This window comes from Streptomyces sp. NPDC111656, assembly GCF_055656965.1.
Map to the genome: position 1 here is coordinate 38,534 of NZ_JBVKCA010000026.1, position 17,036 is coordinate 55,569.

Consider the following 17,036-nt stretch of genomic DNA (forward strand, 5'->3'; position numbering starts at 1 on the left):
AGGACGAGAACGAGTACGGGGCGGATGATCAAGGCCGGTGGAGGGGGTTCGGGACCGTGCCGTGTACCGCGGCGTGCGGGCGCTCGGGACGGTCGCGGTAGCCGTCGAGGTGCAGTCGGTTGCGGTTGAGGCACAGGCGCTCGATACGCGGAGTGAGCAGGTCGAACATCTCGTAGCGCTCCTTGAGCTCGGGAAAGCGCGCCTGGTGACGGACGATCTCTGCCCGGACGAGCGCCCAGAACTCGGCCTCCGGAACGCCCAGTTGTTCCTCGCAGAGCGGAGCGAGATAGCGGAAGACCCCCACGAAGAGCCCGGAGTGGATGAACTGGGTCAGGAACGCCGGCGGCTCGGTCAGCAGTACGTTCCGTACGTCGTCCGGCATGGTCGTGTGCTCGGGCAGGGGGTCCGCGCTCACGTTGACGTCGTCCACGAAGTCCTTCACCGCGAGGCGGACGGGGACGTCATGGTCGTCGTAGACGACGATCGCGTTCTCTCCGTGGGGGCTGAACACCGTGCCGTACCGATAGAGGAAGTGCAGCAGCGGCGGCAGGAGCGCGGCGAAGAGGCGACGCAGCCAGACGTTGGGGGCGAGGCCCGAGCGGGCGACGAGCTCCGCCGTGAAGGCGCGGCCGTCCGGGTCGGTGTGCAGGAGCGCGGCCAGGGTGCGCGCGCGTTCACCGGGCGCCAGATGGCGCGAGACCGGCTCGCGCCAGATCGCGCCGAGCAACTCCTTGTACTGATAGGGCACTTCGGGGAGGGCGTCGTACACGGGGTGGTTCACCGTCACCGAGGCGACCTCGCCGAGCAGAATCACCCCGCAGGTGTCCCGCAGAAACGGGTCGGCGTCTCTCAGGGCGTGCATCCAGGCGGTGACGGCGGGCGCCGCGAGCGTGCGGTCCGTCGGCAGGCCGCGCCAGACGAGGGTGTTGAGCACGGACAGCGGCAGTTTCACGGTGTGCCGGTCCGGGCGCGAGACATTGAGGAACGTACGGATCGACTGCTGCGGGAGCCGCAGGTCGCCGTCGGAGGGCAGCGGCACGATCGCTCCCGCTGCCACGGAGGGCGCGAACAGCGGCAGCACGACGTCGTCCCACTGCCAGGGGTGCACGGGCAGATAGAGGTACGACTCCGGAGTGAGCCCACGCGCGCGTAGTACCCCCTCGAAGGACTCCCTCGTGGCGGGGGCGAGTTCGCGCGCGTAGAGCTGTTCGGCGGAGTGGAGGCTCGGGACGCCTCGGTAGGTCGCGAGCGTGGTGTGCACCGCGATCCAGGGAATCGGCGTCGCTCTGCGGGCCTCCGGCGCCCAGTCGGCGGCGTCCGTCGCGGAGAAGCCGAGGCGGCCCTTGTTCAGCACGATCCAGGGGTGGCCGGTCTGGTGGCCCTCCAGTTCGGCGTAGCCGAGGTCGGCCAGTTCGGCCGCCGTACGGGCGTCGCGGTGGAGGCGGGCGTCCGCGGCGAGCGTCGTACTCAGTTCACGGACCACGTGGCCGAGCGTCGCGCCGTCGATCTCCAGCGTGCCGCGGGCCCGCGTGAGGAAGCCGAGCGGGTCGGTGAAAGGGCACGGCTCCGCCCCCTCCTCGGTGAGGGTGAGTGAGGTGGGGTCGACGCGCCAGCTGTCGTACGAAGCGCGGCGGGCGCGGAAGGAGAGGCTGCCACCGGCGTCGAGGCGCAGGGCGTAGGGGCGGAGGCTGTCGGTGTGCCCGGTGCCCTCGTGCCCGGTGATCGCGTGTGGGGTGTCCTGGTGCGCGGTGTCGTGGTGGGGGGTGTCGTGGTGGGGGGTGTCGTGGTGGGGGGAGGTGGGGCGTGGTGAGGGTCGCGAGGAGGCCGCTCCGGCGGAGGAATCGAGGCTGGTCGCCGGATTGTGCTCACCGCGGAGGGGGGCGACTTTTCCCTCCGCGCCCCGCCGAGCCTCCGGACCCGGCTCCGACCCCGGATCCAGATCGGACTCCGGTTCCGGTCTGACGATCTCCTCGTGGGCGAACTCGCCGATCATTTTCGCGAGCAGTCGGCGGCCGACCTGGTCCCATCGGTCTTTGCGCAGCTCGGGCGGGTCGTACAAGGCGGGCAGCTCTCCGGATGCCGGGGTGGCGGATGGATGCGGCACGGGGACTCCTTGACAGGGAACCGGATCGGAACGAGCGGTGCGGTGAGGGCAGGGCGCTACAACAGGTCGCGCAGGCTCCGGTCCCGGACCATGAGGGCTGCCCGTTTGCCGGGCAGGTCGACCTCGGCGGAGAACCTGAAGCCCGCGCTCAGGAAGGCGGAGACGGAGGGGGTGTTACGGAGGTCGGGTTCCGCGACGACGCGGGCGCAGGCCGGGCGCTTGTCCAGTACGAGGTCGGCGACGGCGCGGAGCAGGGCGGAGCCGAGGCCTCGTCCGCGGTTGGCGACACCGCCGATGAGCAGGTGCAGGCCGGTGTCGTGCGGGCGGGCGGGATAGTGACGGGCCAGGAGGTCGAGGTCCGCGCGGTAGATCTCCCAGTAGCTCATGGGGGTGCCGTCCAGCACGCCGAGGCAGGGCACACTGCGGCCGTCGCCGTCGAGCTGGCGGCACAGATGTTCTTCTGCGACCGACTCGGGTCCTGCCAGCTCCCAGAACTCCGCGACGGCGGGGTCGTTCATCCAGCGGGAGACGAGTGGGAGATCACGCTCCACACGGACGGGGACCAGGTGGAAGGCGCCCACCGGAGTGGCGATCGGGCCCCAGCCACCGATGCGGTCGAGCAGGTCGTCTCCCCCGGCCGACTCGACCTCGGAGCCCAGGAGCGCGAGGAGCTCGTCGGGCAGGCGCAGGTCGAGGGTGTCCTCGTTGTCCGTGCCCGGCCCGGGGCCCGGGTCGGCTCCGAGGTCGGTGACGGGGGCGGTACCGGCGTCGGTGCTCGCATCGGTGGGAGGCACGGCGACGCTCCTCTCAGGAGACGGGGTGGGACATGTTCCTCAGGGCCGGCAGGGGGTTGGCGAGGATGACTTCGTCAGGAATGGCAGGGGTTGGCGAGGGCGGCTTCGTCAGGAATGGAGCGGGTTGGCGAGGGTGACGTAGACGGACTGGGTGTCGACCGGGCCGACGAGTTCGTCGAGGCCGTGCAGCCGGGTCAGCAGGTTCGCCTTGCAGCGCAGGACGGGCGAGTCGAGGAGGTGCGCGGGCAGGGGCGTACGCAGTCGGGCCGGGCCGTGGGCCACGTCGGTGAGGAAGCGGCGGAAGCCGGCGAGCAGCAGTTGTTCGTCGGCGAGGTGCTGGGAGCCGAACGCACCGATGAGGCCGAGCACGTTGTTGATCGCCAGGTAGTAGGTGAAGCGTTCGTCGGTGACCTCGTCGGAGACGAAGGTGTCGCTGTGTTCGCCGATGCCGGGCAGCCGTGCGTCCAGCTCGGCGCGCCGGGACGCGCGGAAGTAGTAGCCCTGGTTGTCGCGGTAGCGGCCGCCCGTGGGCCAGCCCTCGGGGTCCAGCAGGAGCAGGGTGTTCTGCTGGTGTGCTTCCAGCGCGATTCCCGCCTCGCTGTCGAGCCAGAGCACGGGGCGTACGACGTGCTCGAGGTAGCGCAGGAACCACTCTGCGGCGACGGCGCCACGGGGCCTGCTGGTGCGTCCGGCGAGGCGGGTGACGATCTCGGCGAGCCGGGATCGCATGACGGGCCGGTCCTCGGATCCGCCGCGTGCGCCGGGTCGGGCGTGGGGCCGGGGAGAGACGAGCCCCGCGACACAGCCGGCGTCGTCGGTCGGCCCGAACGGGTTGTGGCGGATCATCGCGTCGAGCCCGGGCAGGGGGGTGCCGTCCGGGGCGTTGACGGCGAGCCAGGCCGGGTCGCGGACGATGTCGAAGCCGGGGTGGGCGGACTGCCACTGCTTGGACAGGCCGCCGCGCAGCAGACGGTGGACCTCCACGCCCCGGTGGAGCTCCTTGCGGAGGTTCTCACGGCGGGAGTTGGTGATGCGCAGGCCCAGCGACAGTTTGAGCATCGCGGGGGCGTCGGAGCGGTAGAGGGTGCGGACGGAGGAGGTCGGGTGCCAGGCGGAGCCGTGCGGGCCGAGGTCCCGGAGCAGTCCGGCGTCGAGCAGGGCCGCGGTCTCGGGCCGGTGCCGGACGTCGGCCAGCTGCCAGGGGTGCAGCGGCAGGGCGGCGTACCCGTCGGGCAGGGACAGCCCGGCTCCGGCCAGCCGCGCGGTGAGCTGCTGCGCGGGGACGGGCCGGCCGCGCTCCGTCCACGCCGAGTCGGCCGCCAGGACCGCGGGGGCGACCGCCATCCAGTGCAGCGGGAAGGAGCCGCGCAACTCGGGTGAGTACAGCCGCGCTTCGGCCTCGGAGAGCCCTTCCCGGCTCTTCGGGGTGGGGTGCCACGGGTGCCCCAGCACCAGTGCTTGTTCGGCGGCCAGGAAGAAGTTGGGGGTGTCGGCGGGCCGTTCCCTGCGGTCGTTGATGAACACGACGGTCCGCCGCACCGAGTCGGCGACACGGCCGACCAGGTCGGCACCGTCCCCGGCGGGGCCGGTATCGGAAACGGGCGTCGACATCGCCTCGGCCGTGCTCGTCGTCCCGTCGCCCGTCGCCGCCTGGCGCGCCAGCAGCGCCGCGACGGTGACGGCGTCGGCGGGCGGTGCTCCGTCGGGAGCGTCGGCGAGGTGCGGGAGGCCGAAGCGGTGCCAGCCGGTCGGGGACCAGTGGTGGACCGGCGTCAGGAGGGAGGTACCGCTTGCCGGGAGGGCGATGCGGAGGGTGCCGTCGGTGGGGGCGGGCAGGTTGTTCTCCCGTACCCAGCAGCGCAACAGGTTCTCGACCGCCGCCGCCTGGGCCGCGGTGTGGGCGGCGGGATGTTCCAGCAGGTCGGCGGTGGCGCCGCGCAGCCGCTCGGTCTCCCGGGCCCCTCTCTTCTGCCGGGGGACCGCGTCGGCTCCCGGAGCCGGCGGGGTCTGCGTGCCACAGGCCGCTCGCTCGTGGGTGTCGGGACGGCCGTCGGGTGTGGGGGTGGCGTTCAAGAGAGTTCCTCGGGGTCGTTCAGGCTCGTGCGGCGACGAACCGGGGCGGTACTGGCGTGCTTGGGGCGTGGGGCGTTCCTGGTCGGTCCGGGTGGGCGGACGGTGGTCCGGGTCGAGGGGGGCGAGTGGGGTGGCCCGAGTGAGGTCTGCGTCCCGACCGGGCGCGGGGGCCCGTCGAGGGGACCGCTGTGCGGGCCGCCCGCGGCGGTTGCGGGTCCTATCCGGCGTGCTCACCGGACGCGGAATCCCGACCGTGCCCGGTCGAGACGCCCAGTCCCGCTCGCGCCGTCGCAGCCACCGCCGCCACCGCGTCCGCCAGTCGATCGAGCACCGCGGTCGCCTGTTCGTCGCTGATCGTCAAGGGCGGCAGGAGTCGCACCACGCTGGCGCGGCGCCCGCCCAGCTCCACGATCAGTCCGCGGCGCAGGCACTCGCGCTGCACGGCGGCGGCGAGTTCGGGGGCGGCGGGTCGGGGGTCGTCGGTGGTGGTGTCCGGGGCCGTCTCGGGATCCACCAGCTCGACGCCGATCATCAGCCCGCGGCCCCGTACGTCACCGATGCACGGGAACTCCTCGGCGAGTCCGCGGAGTTGAGTGAGCATGTGGGAGCCCAGGGTCGCCGCGCGCTCGGCCAGTCCGTTCTCACGGACGTAGGCGAGGGTCGCCGTGCCCGCGGCCATGGCCAGCTGGTTGCCGCGGAACGTGCCCGCGTGGGCGCCCGGTTGCCAGACGTCGAGGTCGTCGCGGTAGACGACGACGGCCAGCGGCAGGCTGCCTCCGATGGCCTTGGACAGGACCATCACGTCCGGGGTGATCCCGCTGTGTTCCACGGCCCAGAAGGCTCCGGTGCGCCCGACGCCGGTCTGGACCTCGTCCGCGATCAGGGGAATGGAGCGCGCCGCGGTGATCTCGCGCATCCGGCGCATCCAGTCGTCGGGCGCGGGAATCACCCCGCCCTCGCCCTGGACGGGTTCGAGGATCATCCCGGCGGGGCGTGGCACGCCGGACTTGGTGTCGTCGAGCAGCGACTCGGTCCAGCGCGCGGCGAGTTCGGCACCCCGCTCACCGCCGATGCCGAACGGGCAACGGTAGTCCTGGGGGTAGGGCAGGCGCGCGACTCGTACCTCGGTCGCGCCCCCGGATGCTTCGAGCGCCCCCGCGGTCATCCCGTGATAGGCACCGGTGAACGCGAGCATTCCGGTGCGTCCGGTCGCCGCGCGCACCAGTTTGAACGCGGCCTCGACGGCGTCCGTCCCGGCGGGTCCGCAGAACTGCACCCGCGCGCGGGCGGCGAACTCCGGAGGCAGCGTGCCGAACAGCTCGGTGGTGAAGGCGTCCTTGACGGGTGTGGCCAGGTCGAGGACGTGCAGTGGCGCCCCTGAGTCGAGGACTTTTCTGATCGCTTCCAGGACCACCGGATGGTTGTGTCCCAGGGCCAGGGTGCCCGCGCCGGAGAGACAGTCGAGGTAACGGCGCCCGTCCGCGCCCTCGATGGTCAGCCCCCGCGCCCGCACGGGGACGATCGGCAGGGCGCGCGCGTAGGTGCGGGCCGCCGACTCGCGCGCCGACTGACGCCGCAGAATCCCCTCGTGCGCCGCGCGCGCCCCCTCGGACACTCCGGGCACCCTCTCCCGCGACTCCTCGGGCTCGCGCCCCACCGGTACCACCGCAGACTCGGTCACGGCCACGACTTCAGGTCCTCCCGCTGTCCAGGGGCGAGTTGGCGGGGAGCTCCGAGCACAGGCGGCAGGCCCCCCGTACGTACCAACGACGTGACCGGCTCGGGGAAGCGGGTGAGTCGAAGATCCTTGCCGTGACGGAACCGTTGCCGTTCCGTGGGATGTCCCCCACAGCGAGCGCATAGTGTGTGGTGCCGTTCAGAGACACCGAACGATGCACCTGTGTCCCGTACCCAGGGACTCCGGATCGGCGGATCCTGACAGGTTCTCTTACGTCCAGGGGGAGTTACACCATGCGATCCATACGCCCGCCCTTCGCCGCTCGTCGAGGGAGGAACGCGCGCCGCACAACCTCCCCCGTACTGGCCGCCGTCGGCCTGACGGCGGTGCTGGCGCTGACCGCCACCGGCTGCGACTCGGGCGACAGCAACGCTGGCGGCCAGGCCGGCGCGTCGGCGTCCCAGAGCGCCGACGGCAAGATCAAGATCCCGGACGACATCAAGAACAAGCTCAAAGAGCACGGGATCGACATCGACAAGTGGAAGAACGGCGCCTGGAAGAACTGGAACAAGGACGACTGGCTGCGCGAGGCCAACGACTTCGTCAACCCCATCATCAAGGGGCTGTGGGACCCGGACCGGATGCGCGGCGCCGACGACCCGGACAAGAACAAGGGCGTCGACGAGAACGACCTCTCCGGTGACCAGGGTGTCACCGACGCCACTCCGGCGCCCGTGGCGGCGAAGGCCGTGAGCGCCGCCTACCACGACAGCGTGCCCGAGGCGGGCAAGGTCTTCTTCGACTCCCCCGAGGGCACGATGGTCTGCTCGGCGACCGTGGTCGAGGACCCCGCGCACCCGGGCAAGTCGAACCTCGTGTGGACCGCGGGCCACTGCGTGCACGCCGGCAAGAAGGGCGGCTGGTACCGCAACATCGCCTTCGTGCCCTCGTACAACAACGCCGGCAGGACGTCCGCCCAGCTGCAGAACGCCGCGCGGACGGAGGTCGCTCCGTACGGTGTCTGGTGGAGCGACTGGGCGCAGACCTCGGACCAGTGGATCGCGCAGGGCGGCTCCACCGGCGGTCAGGGCGCGTCGTACGACTACGCGGTCCTGCATGTGACGCCGGAGAAGGGCAGCAACGGCAAGTCTCTTGAGGAGACGGTCGGTTCGGCGCTCCCGGTGAACTTCGACGCTCCGGCCGTACCCAAGGTCGCGAGCATCACGGCGACCGGTTACCCGGCGGCGGCGCCGTTCGACGGGCAGAAGCTGTACCAGTGCACCGACAGGCCCGGCCGTCTGTCGATCGCCGAGGCGGACCCGACGATGTACCGCATCGGGTGCACCATGACCGGTGGTTCGTCCGGCGGCGGCTGGGTGGCGACCGGGTCGGACGGCAAGCCCGCCCTGGTGTCCAACACCTCGATCGGTCCGGTCAGCGCGGGCTGGCTGGCGGGTCCGCACCTGGGTGCGGTCGCCAAGGGTGTGTACGACTCGGTGAGCAAGAAGTTCGCGAGCCAGTGAGACAAGGGACAGGGGACAGGAGTCAGTGGGACAACGGCCCCGTGAGACGACGATGCGCAGGCCGGTGACCCGACGGGCCTGACAGGAATCGCACACGGGCCGCACGGGCGGCGGTGGGGTGGCACACAGAAACCTTCACCACTCCACCGCCGTTCGCCCCCGATGGCCCGGGCATGGTGAGGTGTCAGCACTTAACGGGGGTTACACCAGCATGCGTTCCATAGACGAGACGGGCGGGTCCAGCGCCTCCTCGTCGCGGAACGGCGACGACAAGATCAGGATCCCGGACGCCGTCAAGAGCAAGCTCGAAGAGCACGGCATCGACGTCGACCAGTGGAAGAACGGCGGCTGGAAGAACTGGGACAAGGACAAGTGGCTCAGTGAGGCCAAGGACTTCGTCAACCCGGTGATCGCGGGGCTGTGGCAGCCCGAGCGCATGAAGTCCGCCAAGGGCCCGGACAAGACGATCTCGGCGAAGGACGCGGCCGCCGACCAGGGCGTCGGCGACCCGGATCCGGCGCCGGTCGAGGCCACGGCGGAGAAGACCCCGTATCACGACCACGCCGCCCCGGCTCCGGGACCGTCGTCAAGGACGTCAACCACCCGGGCACGTCCAACCTGGTGTGGACGGCGAGCAACTGTGTGCACGCCGGCGGCAACGGCGGCTGGTACCGCAACATCGCCTTCGTGCCCGCGTACAACGACCAGGGCAGGTCCGAGTCCGAGCTGAGGAACGCCTCCGCCGCGCAGATCGCCCCGTACGGCGAGTGGTGGGCCGACTGGGCCTCCACCTCGAACGAGTGGATCGCGGGCGTCGATGAGACGGGCGGCGCGGGCGCCCCGTACGACTACGCGCTCCTGCACGCTAAGCCGGCGCAGGGCTCGAAGTCCCTGGAGGAGACGGTCGGCAACGCGCTGGACGTGGACTTCTCGGCGCCCTCCGCCCGGGACGTCAGCACGATGGGCGCCTGGGGCTACCCGGCCGCGCCGCCGTACAACGGTCTGAAGATGTTCAAGTGCGTCGACCGGCCGGGGCGGCTGTCGCTGAGCCCGAGTCTGCCGACGATGTACCGCATCGGCTGCACGATGACCGGCGGTTCCTCCGGCGGCGGCTGGTTCCGGGTCGTCGGTGGCAAGACCGAGCTGGTCTCGAACACCTCGATCGGCCCGGTCGGCAACACGTAGCTCGCGGGGCCGCAGCTCGGCAGGGGCGCGCAGTCGCTCTACGAGAACATGAGCAAGCGGTACGGCGGACAGTAGGCGCCGCGCTCACCCGGCCACGGCGAAGGCCCGCCCCCTGCGAGAGGGTGCGGGCCTTCGTACGTCGTCCCTGCGGAAGCGGGCGGCTAGGGCCTGCCCGGCGGATCATGCCGCAGACGCGGGGCTTGGCAGCGTCGATGAGGCACCGCCCGTTTCCTGCGACCTGATCCGCCGGACCGGCCCTAGAGCGCGACGGGCGCCGGAACGTACGGCGCGAGGTCGGCCGCCAGTTCCTCGTGCACCCGCACCTTGAGCAGGGTGCCCTCCGGGGTGTGCTCCTCGGAGATCACCTCGCCCTCGGAGTGGGCGCGCGCGACCAGCCTGCCGTGCGTGTACGGCACGAGCGCCTCGATCTCGACCGAGGGGCGGGGCAGCTCGTTGTCGATGAGCGCGAGCAGCTGGTCGATGTTCATCCCGGTGCGGGCCGAGACCGCGATGGAGCGCTTCTCGATCCGCATCAGCCGCTGGAGGACCAGCGGGTCGGCCGCGTCCGCCTTGTTGATCACCACGATCTCGGGCACGTCGGTCGCGCCGACTTCGCGGATGACCTCGCGCACGGCGGCCAGCTGCTCCTCCGGCGCCGGGTGCGAGCCGTCCACCACGTGCAGGATCAGGTCGGAGTCGCCGACCTCTTCCATCGTGGAGCGGAACGCCTCGACGAGGTGGTGCGGGAGGTGGCGCACGAACCCGACCGTGTCGGCCAGGGTGTACAGCCGCCCGCTCGGGGTCTCGGCCCGGCGCACAGTCGGGTCGAGGGTCGCGAACAGCGCGTTCTCGACGAGCACGCCAGCACCGGTGAGGCGGTTGAGCAGGGAGGACTTGCCCGCGTTGGTGTAGCCGGCGATGGCGACCGAGGGCACCTTGTTCCTGCGGCGCTCCTGGCGCTTGATCTCGCGGCCGGTCTTCATGTCCGCGATCTCCCGGCGCATCTTCGCCATCTTCTCGCGGATACGACGCCGGTCCGTCTCGATCTTGGTCTCACCGGGACCACGGGTGGCGAGGCCGCCGCCCTTGCCGCCGCCCATCTGACGGGACAGCGACTGACCCCAGCCGCGCAGCCTCGGCAGCATGTACTGCATCTGCGCGAGCGCGACCTGCGCCTTGCCCTCTCGGGACTTGGCGTGCTGGGCGAAGATGTCGAGGATCAGGGCCGTACGGTCGATGACCTTGACCTTGACGACGTCCTCGAGGTGGATCAGCTGGCCGGGGCTCAGCTCACCGTCGCAGATCACGGTGTCGGCGCCGGTCTCCAGGACGATGTCCCGCAGCTCGTTGGCCTTGCCGGATCCGATGTACGTGGCCGCGTCGGGCTTGTCCCGGCGCTGGACGACGCCGTCGAGCACGAGCGCGCCCGCGGTCTCCGCGAGGGCTGCCAGCTCGGCGAGCGAGTTGTCCGCGTCCTGAATCGTTCCCGTGGTCCACACGCCGACGAGGACGACGCGCTCCAGACGGAGCTGTCGGTACTCGACCTCGGTGACGTCCTCGAGCTCGGTGGAGAGGCCCGCCACGCGGCGCAGGGCCGCGCGCTCGGAGCGATCGAACTGTTCGCCGTCCCGCTCTCCGTCGATCTCGTGGCTCCAGGCGACGTCCTCTTCCATCAGGGCATCGGCCCGAAGACCTTCGGGGTAGTTCTGCGCGAGGCTCTGCGCGTCCTGGGAAGGGGAAGAAGAGGAGGTCATTGGATCCTTACGTCGATGGGGACACCGATACGTCACTGGTGGTATCGATGGCGTCACTGGTGAAGCCTGATCGGCGACGGACACCGCCCGTCACAAGGGAGAACGTCCGGGACCACCGGGAGATTCCCGGATTCCGCCGGGCCAACCCTCCGCGGGGCCGCGCCGCCGACCTGATGATGGTCGCACGGCACGTCCCGTCTCGTCATCCGAGTTCTCAGGCGCCCTTGCGTGCCTTCGGGGCGTCGCTCTTCCAGTCCGGGTGCCCGGGCATCGGCGGCGTCTTCGTGCCGTAGAGCCAGGCCTGGAAGAACGCGCTCAGGTCACGGTTCGCGAGGGCGGACGCGAGCCGCTCGAAGTCCGCGGTCGTGGCCGTGCCGTCCCGATGAAGGGCGACCCAGGTGCGCTCCAGGCGCTCGAAGGCGGAGTGCCCGATCTCCTGGCGCAGCGCGTACAGGACGAGCGCGGCACCGTCGTAGACGCTCGGCCGGAAGATGCTGATCTTCTGTCCCGGGGCGGGCTCCTTGGGGGCCGCGGGCGGCCCTCCGGCGGCCCGCCAGGAGTCGGAGGCGCGGTAGGCCGTCTTCATCCGGGTCTCCATGGGCTTGTCCGCCTTCTCCTCGGCGTACAGGGCCTCGTACCAGGTCGCGTGGCCCTCGTTGAGCCACAGGTCGGACCAGACGCGGGGGCTGACGCTGTCGCCGAACCACTGGTGCGACAGCTCGTGCACCATGATCGACTCGACGTACCACTTGGGCAGCGCGGGCTCCGTGAAGAGCTCTCTCTCGAAGAGAGAGAGTGTCTGTGTCTCCAGTTCGAAGCCGGTCTGCGCCTGGGCCATCAGCAGCCCGTAGGTCTCGAAGGGGTACGGACCGACCTTGCTCTCCATCCAGGCGATCTGGTCGGGCGTCTTCTTGAGCCACGGTTCGAGCAACTCGCGGTCCTTGGTGGGCACGACGTCACGGAGCGGCAGGCCGTGCGGACCCTCGCGGTGCACCACGCTGGAGCGGCCGATGGACACCTGGGTGAGTTCCGTGGCCATGGGGTGCGTGGTGCGGTACGTCCACGTGGTGGACTTGCCGACCAGGTCGACCTCGGTGGGCAGGCCGTTGGCCACAGCGGTGTACCCGTCGGGCGCGGTGACGTGGATGGTGAACATCGCCTTGTCCGAGGGGTGGTCGTTGCACGGGAAGACCATGTGCCCGGCGTCGGCCTGGTTGGCCATGGCGAGGCCGTCCTTCGTCCGCACCCAGCCGCCGTCCCCCTTCCCGGTGGTGACCGGATCGCTCGAGTGCCGCACGGTGATCCGCATCCAGCCGCCCGCGGGCACCGGCTCCCCGGGCGTCACCACCAGGTCCTCCCCGGCGCTCGTGAACGTCGCCGGCGCGCCGTTGACCTCGACCGATTCCACCGTGCCGTGCGTGTAGTCCAGATTGACGCGCTCGAGCCGCTCGGACGTCACGGCGTCGATCGTGGTGACGGCCGCCAGCGGTTTGTCGTTGACGCCCGGGTAGGTGAAGGAGAGGTCGTAGGACTTGACGTCGTACCCGGGATTGCCCAGGTGCGGGAAGAGGCGGTCACCGATGCCGAGGGGTGCGTCCGGGGACGGGGCGCTCGCGGCGACGAGACAGACCGAGACGGCGGAGGCGAGGAGCGCCCCCTGGATACGACGGTTCCTGGTGTGGGGGGTGAGCAGCATGGACCACGGCTACCAGCGTGCACCCGTCCGGCGGCGACGACTCGCGCCGGGCCCACCCGATCGGGTGCTACTGCGTGGCAGCCGCCGCGTGCTGCGCCCGGCTCACGTCGTACACCCCCGGCACGTTGCGCATCGCGCGCATCAGTCCGGGAAGGTGCGCCGCGTCCGGGAGTTGCAGCGTGTACGTGTGGCGTACCCGCTGCTGGCTGGGGGGTTCGACGGTCGCCGAGACGATCGCGACGCCCTCCAGGGCGATGGCTTCGGTGAGGTCGGCGAGCAGATGCGGGCGTCCGAAGGACTCGGCGACCAGCGTGACCCGGCACTCGGTGGTGTCGCCCCAGCGCACCTCCACCTCCGCGCGCCCCGAGCTCTTCATGCGCGCCACTCCGGCGCACTCCACGCGGTGGACGGTCACCACTCCCCCGCGTACGGCGAACCCGGTCACCTCGTCGGGCGGTACGGGCGTACAGCAGCCCGCGAGGCGTACGGAAGCGCCGGGCTGGTCGACGACGGCGTTCGCGGCGGCGGGGCGGGCGGAAGGGCCGTCGGTGGGGCGGGCGGCGGACGCGTCCGTGGGGCGGGCCGCGGGTGTCTCGGCGGACGGCCTGCGGGCCGCGGCCGGGGTCTCGGCGGTTTCCGGGGCTTCCCGGGCCGCCGGGTCCTGCGCGGCGACGGGTGAGGGGTGTGCGGCCAGCCAGCGCTGGATGGCGATCCGCGCGGCGGGCGTGTGCGCGTGCTCCAGCCACTCTCTGGAGGGCTCCGAGGCGGGGTCCTGGCCCATGAGGAGCTGCACGGTGTCGCCGTCCTTCAGGACCGTACTGAGGGTCGCCAGGCGGCCGTTGACGCGGGCGCCGATGCAGGCGTGCGCGTCCTCGCCGTACTGCGCGTACGCGGCGTCCACACAACTGGCGCCCTCCGGAAGGCCCAGCGAGCCGCCGTCGGCGCGGAAGACGGTGATCTCGCGGTCCTGGGCGAGGTCTTCGCGCAGCGTGGACCAGAACGTGTCCGGATCCGGGGCGCCCTCCTGCCAGTCGAGGAGCCGGGAGAGCCAGCCGGGGCGGGTGGGGTCCACCCGCTCGCCGTCCACCGGGCGTCCGCCGCCCCCCGGCCGGCCCTCGGACTGCTCGTCCGACTGCTCCTCCGAAGGAGGAGCGTAGGGATTGCCGAGTGCGATGACCCCGGCCTCGGCGACCTTGTGCATCTGGTGGGTGCGGATGAGGACTTCGGCGATCTCGCCGTCGCCGCTCGCGACGGCCGTGTGCAGCGACTGGTACAGGTTGAACTTGGGGACCGCGATGAAGTCCTTGAACTCCGAGACGACCGGGGTCAGACAGGTGTGCAGTTCGCCGAGGACCCCGTAGCAGTCCGCGTCCTCGTTCACGAGCACCAGGAGACGTCCGAAGTCGGCGCCGCGCATGGGCCCACGTTTGCGTGACACGCGATGCACGGAGACGAAGTGCCGTGGTCTGATGAGGACTTCGGCCGGGATCCCGGCCTCGCGCAGGACCGTGCGCACCTCCTCGGCGATCTCGGCGAGCGGGTCGCTCGCGCGCGAGGCGTTGTCGACGATCAGTTCCCTGGTGTGCTCGTACTCCTCGGGGTGCAGGATCGCGAAGACGAGGTCCTCCAGCTCGGTCTTGAGTGCCTGGACGCCGAGCCGTTCGGCGAGCGGGATCAGCACGTCCCTGGTGACCTTGGCGATGCGCGCCTGTTTCTCGGGGCGCATGACGCCGAGCGTGCGCATGTTGTGCAGCCGGTCGGCGAGTTTGATCGACATCACGCGGACGTCGTTGCCGGTGGCGACGAGCATCTTGCGGAACGTCTCGGGTTCGGCGGCCGCCCCGTAGTCCACCTTTTCCAGCTTGGTGACGCCGTCGACGAGATAGCAGACCTCGTCGCCGAACTCCTCGCGCACCTGATCGAGCGTCACTTCCGTGTCCTCGACGGTGTCGTGGAGCAGGGAGGCGGTCAACGTCGTGGTCTCCGCGCCGAGTTCGGCGAGGATCAGGGTCACGGCGAGCGGGTGGGTGATGTACGGCTCACCGCTCTTGCGCATCTGGCCGCGGTGCGAGGACTCCGCCAGCACATAGGCCCGGCGCAGCGGTTCCATGTTCGCGTCGGGGTGGTGCGCGCGATGCGCCTCGGCCACGTGACCGATCGCGTCGGGCAGCCGGTCGCGGGACGTCGTGCCGAGCAGCGCGGCGCGGCCGAGGCGGCGCAGATCGATCCGAGGACGGCTCTTCCTGCGGTGCGATGGGGGTACCCCCTGCTCATGGGGGTCCCCCCGCTCGAGCGAAGTCGAGAGTGGGGGAGAGGCCGAGAGCTCGGGGGAGGGCGTTGCAGGGGCTGGCGTCGCGGGGTTCGTCGCCTCCGCACTCATGGGCACCTCCGGCTGCGTAGACCGGCGGACGGGGCGCCCCATGGCGTACACGGCTCAGGGGTTGGTCCCGATTCCCCCGTCCGGGCCGGTGCTTGATGCTACCGAGCCCACCACGCCCGGCTGACCGCCTCTCGCCGAGCGTGAAACGGATCACCCATTCGAGCGAAGGTTCAGGGGGTTTACGGACGCGAGGTTTTGGAAGGAACCAGGGTTACGACATCGCCCGGGTCGTCCGTTCAGAAGACGTCCGTTCAGAACTTCACGGTGTCCAGCCACTCCGCGTCGAGCTCGCCCTCGGCGACGATCACCGCGGGGCCGGTCATCTCGATCTCGCCGTCCGGGTGCTCGGTGATCACCAGGCGGCCGCCGGGCACGTCGACGGTGTATGTCGACGGAGTCCGCGTCACGGCCGGGTCGGCGCCGTCACGGCGCGCCGCCGCGACGGCCACGGCGCACGCGCCCGTACCGCACGAACGGGTCTCCCCGGAGCCGCGCTCGTGGACGCGCAGGGCGACGTGCCGCGGTCCCCGGTCGACCACGAATTCGACGTTGACCCCGTCCGGGTAGGCCGCGGCCGGAGCGAACGGCGGCGGCGTGAACAGGTTGCCGGCGTGTGCGAGGTCGTCCACGAAGGCGACGGCGTGCGGGTTGCCCATATTGACGTTGCGCGCGGGCCAGCTGCGCTCGCCGACGCTCACGGTGACATCCCCTTCGGGGAGGACCGCCTTGCCCATGCCGACCGTGACGGCGCCGTCCTTGGAGAGGTGCACGCTCTTCACACCCCCGCGTGTGGCGATCGCGACGTCTCCCTCGGCCACGTGTCCGGCACGCTGGAGGTAGCGCGCGAACACCCGCACTCCGTTGCCGCACATCTCCGCGATCGAGCCGTCGCCGTTGCGGTAGTCCATGAACCACTCCGCTTCGGCCGCCATCTCCTTGGCCTCGGGGTGCGCGGCGGACCGAACGACATGCAGCAGACCGTCGCCGCCGATGCCCGCGCGGCGGTCGCACAGGGCGGCCACGGCGGTCGGGGGCAGGTCGATGGCGTTCTCCGGGTCCGGGACGATCACGAAGTCGTTCTCGGTCCCGTGCCCCTTGAGGAAGGCGATCCGCGTGCTCATTCCTCGATCCTACGGGGTCGGTCCGACACCCCGCTCCGGGCAGGGGCCCAGGTGAAGGGGGCCTCAGCGGAGGCGGGCGACGCGCCAGACGGCGAGTACCGCCACCGCCGCGACCACCACGACGTACGCGAGCACGACGCGCCAGTCCAGACGGCGGCCGGTGCCCCGCGGCGGCAGGCCCGGCCACACGTAGCCGACCCGGCGGGCGGCCATCATGCCCCAGCCCGCGGCGCACGAGCAGATCAGCAGGCCGAGCATGGCGACCACCGCACCGCCGTCACCGAACTCGAAGGCGAGCGGAAAGGCGAACATCAGGGAGCCCGTCGCGGCCAGGATCACGATCGGCGCGAGCTGCCAGATCCGCAGTCGACGCTGCGGGCGCAGCTCGACCTCGACCTCGGCCGGCACCATCTCGTCCGGGGCCGGCCCGTCGGCGCTCACACCGCCGGAAGTCTCGTCGGGCCCGTCGGAGCTCAGCGGAACACCGTCGACACCGAGTCGCTCACCGTCGCCGCCCAGCAGGTCCCCGTCAAGGCCCGGTCGATCTCCGACGAAATCCTGACGTTCCAGCGGTTCCAGCCGTTCCTGCGGTTTCTGCTGCTCCTGCGCGGTGTCGTGCTCCGCGTCCTGTGCGGTGTCGCGAGGGCCGGCCTCCATCGCCACGCGCCCTCCCAACTCGGACTCCACTTGGTCGATCGAAGCTCGATGATGGCACGGCGCCGAAGGCC

10 protein-coding genes and 1 pseudogene are annotated in these 17,036 nt (G+C 71.1%); 2 read left to right on the forward strand and 9 right to left on the reverse strand.

Annotation, left to right across the window (positions count from 1 at the left end; genetic code table 11):
- Window positions 1-28: 28 nt before the first annotated feature.
- From ACZ7M3_RS44940 to ACZ7M3_RS44955, 4 genes are all read right to left on the reverse strand, one after another.
- Window positions 29-2,104 carry an IucA/IucC family protein gene (locus ACZ7M3_RS44940; protein WP_472071606.1) on the reverse strand — a complete coding sequence of 692 codons (2,076 nt, stop codon included), beginning with the start codon at window positions 2,102-2,104 and terminating at the stop codon, window positions 29-31.
- 56 nt (window positions 2,105-2,160) lie between these two features.
- On the reverse strand, window positions 2,161-2,898 hold the full coding sequence (locus ACZ7M3_RS44945) for a GNAT family N-acetyltransferase (protein WP_351312230.1): 738 nt from the start codon (window positions 2,896-2,898) through the stop codon (window positions 2,161-2,163).
- Window positions 2,899-3,006: 108 nt separating this feature from the next.
- On the reverse strand, window positions 3,007-4,971 hold the full coding sequence (locus ACZ7M3_RS44950; RefSeq protein ID WP_472071608.1) for an IucA/IucC family protein: 1,965 nt from the start codon (window positions 4,969-4,971) through the stop codon (window positions 3,007-3,009).
- Window positions 4,972-5,188: 217 nt separating this feature from the next.
- On the reverse strand, window positions 5,189-6,658 hold the full coding sequence (locus ACZ7M3_RS44955; RefSeq protein ID WP_472071610.1) for a diaminobutyrate--2-oxoglutarate transaminase family protein: 1,470 nt from the start codon (window positions 6,656-6,658) through the stop codon (window positions 5,189-5,191).
- 284 nt (window positions 6,659-6,942) lie between these two features.
- On the opposite strand from ACZ7M3_RS44955, the gene ACZ7M3_RS44960 reads away from it, so the two are divergent.
- The gene (locus ACZ7M3_RS44960; protein WP_472071612.1) at window positions 6,943-8,172 is read left to right on the forward strand and encodes a trypsin-like serine peptidase; all 1,230 of its coding nucleotides are present in this window, start codon (window positions 6,943-6,945) and stop codon (window positions 8,170-8,172) included.
- Between the two features lie 211 nt (window positions 8,173-8,383).
- Window positions 8,384-9,432 (forward strand): annotated as a pseudogene (locus ACZ7M3_RS44965) (trypsin-like serine peptidase).
- A 182-nt stretch (window positions 9,433-9,614) separates the two neighbouring features.
- On the opposite strand, the gene hflX reads toward ACZ7M3_RS44965, so the two are convergent.
- The 5 genes from hflX to ACZ7M3_RS44990 form a co-directional block, all read right to left on the reverse strand.
- Window positions 9,615-11,111: a GTPase HflX gene (gene hflX / locus ACZ7M3_RS44970; protein WP_097224597.1), complete on the reverse strand. Its 1,497-nt coding sequence runs from the start codon at window positions 11,109-11,111 to the stop codon at window positions 9,615-9,617.
- A gap of 214 nt (window positions 11,112-11,325) precedes the next feature.
- Window positions 11,326-12,807 carry a M1 family metallopeptidase gene (locus ACZ7M3_RS44975; protein WP_472071614.1) on the reverse strand — a complete coding sequence of 494 codons (1,482 nt, stop codon included), beginning with the start codon at window positions 12,805-12,807 and terminating at the stop codon, window positions 11,326-11,328.
- 67 nt (window positions 12,808-12,874) lie between these two features.
- On the reverse strand, window positions 12,875-15,187 hold the full coding sequence (locus ACZ7M3_RS44980) for a RelA/SpoT family protein (RefSeq protein WP_472071616.1): 2,313 nt from the start codon (window positions 15,185-15,187) through the stop codon (window positions 12,875-12,877).
- 251 nt (window positions 15,188-15,438) lie between these two features.
- A complete protein-coding gene (dapF, locus tag ACZ7M3_RS44985) occupies window positions 15,439-16,308 on the reverse strand; it encodes a diaminopimelate epimerase (RefSeq protein WP_472071618.1) in 870 nt (289 codons plus the stop codon).
- Between the two features lie 63 nt (window positions 16,309-16,371).
- Window positions 16,372-16,965 carry a hypothetical protein gene (locus tag ACZ7M3_RS44990; RefSeq protein ID WP_472071683.1) on the reverse strand — a complete coding sequence of 198 codons (594 nt, stop codon included), beginning with the start codon at window positions 16,963-16,965 and terminating at the stop codon, window positions 16,372-16,374.
- Between the last annotated feature and the right edge of the window lie 71 nt (window positions 16,966-17,036).

Excerpts from the sequence above, each read along its gene's own strand:
- ACZ7M3_RS44960 (WP_472071612.1), top strand. The coding sequence starts at position 6,943 with ATGCGATCCATACGCCCGCCCTTCGCCGCTCGTCGAGGGAGGAACGCG.
- hflX (WP_097224597.1), bottom strand. The coding sequence starts at position 11,111 with ATGACCTCCTCTTCTTCCCCTTCCCAGGACGCGCAGAGCCTCGCGCAG.
- ACZ7M3_RS44975 (WP_472071614.1), bottom strand. The coding sequence starts at position 12,807 with ATGCTGCTCACCCCCCACACCAGGAACCGTCGTATCCAGGGGGCGCTC.
- ACZ7M3_RS44980 (WP_472071616.1), bottom strand. The coding sequence starts at position 15,187 with ATGAGTGCGGAGGCGACGAACCCCGCGACGCCAGCCCCTGCAACGCCC.
- dapF (WP_472071618.1), bottom strand. The coding sequence starts at position 16,308 with ATGAGCACGCGGATCGCCTTCCTCAAGGGGCACGGGACCGAGAACGAC.
- ACZ7M3_RS44990 (WP_472071683.1), bottom strand. The coding sequence starts at position 16,965 with ATGGAGGCCGGCCCTCGCGACACCGCACAGGACGCGGAGCACGACACC.